Source organism: Coleofasciculus sp. E1-EBD-02 (assembly GCF_040218245.1).
Classification (GTDB): Bacteria; Cyanobacteriota; Cyanobacteriia; order Cyanobacteriales; family Coleofasciculaceae; genus Coleofasciculus.
The window spans coordinates 1-2759 of record NZ_JAVJQN010000268.1 but is presented as its reverse complement, the minus strand read 5'-3'; the positions used below and the strand labels follow the sequence as shown (position 1 = coordinate 2759).

General features: G+C 48.9%; 4 protein-coding genes, 1 tRNA gene and 1 pseudogene. All 6 read left to right on the top strand.

The window, feature by feature from the left end; genetic code table 11:
* Nucleotides 1–312: 312 nt before the first annotated feature.
* A tRNA-Phe gene (locus tag RIC07_RS38815) sits at nucleotides 313–385 on the top strand.
* Between the two features lie 119 nt (nucleotides 386–504).
* Entirely contained in the window at nucleotides 505–840 is a 336-nt protein-coding gene (locus RIC07_RS38810; protein WP_446399174.1) for a hypothetical protein, read from the top strand.
* 95 nt (nucleotides 841–935) lie between these two features.
* Nucleotides 936–1526: pseudogene (locus RIC07_RS38805) on the top strand (RNA-guided endonuclease InsQ/TnpB family protein); the annotation flags it as partial.
* Nucleotides 1527–1722: 196 nt separating this feature from the next.
* Nucleotides 1723–2076: a YtxH domain-containing protein gene (locus RIC07_RS38800; RefSeq protein ID WP_446380483.1), complete on the top strand. Its 354-nt coding sequence runs from the start codon at nucleotides 1723–1725 to the stop codon at nucleotides 2074–2076.
* Nucleotides 2077–2087: 11 nt separating this feature from the next.
* Complete coding sequence (locus RIC07_RS38795; protein ID WP_446399173.1) at nucleotides 2088–2612, top strand: DUF948 domain-containing protein; 525 nt, start codon at nucleotides 2088–2090, stop codon at nucleotides 2610–2612.
* On the top strand, nucleotides 2578–2759 hold a 182-nt coding region (locus RIC07_RS38790; protein WP_446399172.1), incomplete at its 3' end, for a hypothetical protein. The genes RIC07_RS38795 and RIC07_RS38790, both read left to right, overlap by 35 nt.

The following is a 2759-nucleotide window of genomic DNA, read 5'->3' as shown; positions in this document are numbered from 1 at the left end:
GATGTATTCAGTTTTTGAAGTTCGACTTAAATGAAACATACTTTGTAAAACTTCACACCATCCGACCACTCACAACTGTTGTGTCAACCTATTTTCTCATGCTTTACCCCCATCGTGATTACTGGACCGGCGCTCTAGGAGATTTCAGACATGGGCAAATCTAGTTGCTTAATGTAAGCTATTGGTATATAATTAAGGGTTAGCAAATGTTAAACGACCCAACAAGAGGTAGACTAAATCACATTTATTGCTGATCAGGCTTGCCAAAATCTTGTTAAGTTTGCTACCTTAGTTAAGCGCAAGGGATAACAAGCCGGGATAGCTCAGTCGGTAGAGCAGGGGACTGAAAATCCCCGTGTCGGCGGTTCAAGTCCGCCTCCTGGCATTCTTAAATGCTTATTCCATATAAATTGAGGTAGGGCGGCAACGGTTAGTATCCTAAAATTAACTCAGTGTGCATCTGTTTGACACGGATGCTATCAGTTCACTGCCCAATACCTAGACATGCTCACCGTTGTTGTCATTTTAAATCTGCTAATCTCGCTATTTGGTTTTTATCTGGCGTGGCGGATTTGGAAATTACGACGGGTGCTAGCAGCGGCGGCTGATATTGTCGCCAGGGCTGAACAAAGTACATATAGGGTTTTACATGGCGCTCCCCAAGCCATCTCTAGAGGGCAGATTGGTGTCCACGGCTTAAAAAAACGCTATCAACAGTTAGAGTTTCAGTTACAACGAGTACAGCGAGTCTTGATGGTGTTGGGCTTTATTCAAAAGACCTATCAGTCTAGGCGACGCCGTCGGGGAAAGCGATCGCCTGCCGAACGCTCCCAACTCTGAACCTTACCCGTTCCGGAGTATCCTTTTAGAATCCTCGGTCATTTATGCCCAGGAGAAGTCAAGCTATAATAACCAGCCTAAGCAAAAACAAGATTATGATAGTTTTTGAGTTCAAGGTAAAAGCCAAACCAACTCAATACGCAGCCATTGATGAGGCGATTCAGACTTCTCAGTTTGTCCGAAACAAATGCTTACGATACTGGATGGACAACGAAGATGCCAGCAAATACGACCTCAACAAATATTGCAGTGTATTGGCGAAAGAGTTTAGCTTTGCCTCTAAACTCAACTCTCAGGCGCGTCAAGCATCGGCTGAACGTGCTTGGACGGCTATCAGCCGTTTCTATGAAAATTGCCGGAAGGTAGAGACGTGCCATGGCGCGTCTGTACAAGGCAAAAAAGGTTTTCCTAGATTCAAGAAAAATTGCCGCTCTGTTGAGTATAAGGCATCGGGGTGGAAGCTATCAGAGAACCGAAAAGCCATTACCTTTACCGACAAAAAATGCATAGGACGACTCAAACTCAAAGGCACTTATGACCTGAACTTTTACCAGCTTGACCAAATTAAGCGAGTGCGATTAGTTCGACGTGCCGATGGTTACTACGCACAGTTTGCGGTTAAAGTCGATGTGCGGATAAAGACCCAACCAACGGGGAGAGCCATTGGCTTAGACCTGCGGTTGGAGCAATCCTGTCGTCTAACGGCAAGTCAAAGAACCAAGAATCTCCGTTGCTTGAGCACGGGGAGTGTCAAGTTAAAAGGAAGCTATCGAGAACACAAGCTGGCTGCCATCTGCGTTCTTGAGCAGAGTCTTCAGGGATTTCTCATCAAATTCTCTGGGCAAATCTGCCTAAAATTGGTGTAAGGATAGAGACCAAACGATGTCAAAAAAGAGTGCTGGAGTATTTATTGGGGGTTTAGTCGTAGGGAGTGTCATTGGCACCCTCACCGGATTGCTGATTGCCCCGCGTTCAGGGCGGGATACGCGACGGTTGTTGAAAAAATCTACAGATGCCTTACCGGATTTAGCCGAAGATCTATCAACGACTGTACAACTACAAGCCGATCGCCTTTCCGAATCAGCCCTACGCAACTGGGATGGAACCTTGACCCGACTACGAGACGCGATCGCGGCGGGACAAGAGGCTTCCGCCAGGACACGAGACGAACTAAACTCGACTCAATCGGACGTGGCGAGTGAATCACCCGCGTCCGTTTCTGATCATCAAGTGTAGGCAACCGGTCGGTGATTGATCCTCTATTTTGGCTCGGACTCTCTATTTTATTAGTCGCGGTTAGCTTGACGGCTGTTTTAGTGGCAGCATTACCCGCGCTGCAAGAATTAGCACGGGCAGCCCGTAGTGTGGAAAAATTAGCAGATACGCTGCGGCGAGAATTGCCGCCTACTTTAGAGTCGATTCGTCTGACGGGTTTAGAAATTAGTGACTTGAGCAACGATATGAATGAAGGCGTTAAAAGCGCGGGTCAAGTCGTGCAACAAGTTGATCAAAGTATCAAAGGTGCGAAAAATCAGGCGAAACAAGCCCAAGTCAGCAGTCGTAGCGTTGTTGCGGGTGTGAAAGCGGCTTGGAAAACCTGGAGAAACCCTGGGGCTAGTCGTCGTTCCCTGGATCGCTTACCCCCCTCTGAACGTAAGGCTCTTGATTTGCAACAACAGGATACAGATCCGGATAGGGTTGAGCAGGAGTATGAGAGATATGAGGAGATTCAGGATAATGCTCCTGTTTCTCGGCAAGGGGACGATGGGTGAGGTAGGGGAGCTGGGGGAGCTGGGGGAGCTGGGGGAGCTGGGGGAGCTGGGGGAGCTGGGGGAGCTGGGGGAGCTGGGGGAGCTGGGGGAGCTGGGGGAGCTGGGGGAGCTGGGGGAGCTGGGGGAGCTGGGGGAGCTGGGGGAGCT

Bases quoted from the DNA above. Each gene is read 5' to 3' on its own strand.
- RIC07_RS38810 (WP_446399174.1), top strand. From the start codon at position 505: ATGCTCACCGTTGTTGTCATTTTAAATCTGCTAATCTCGCTATTTGGT.
- RIC07_RS38800 (WP_446380483.1), top strand. From the start codon at position 1,723: ATGTCAAAAAAGAGTGCTGGAGTATTTATTGGGGGTTTAGTCGTAGGG.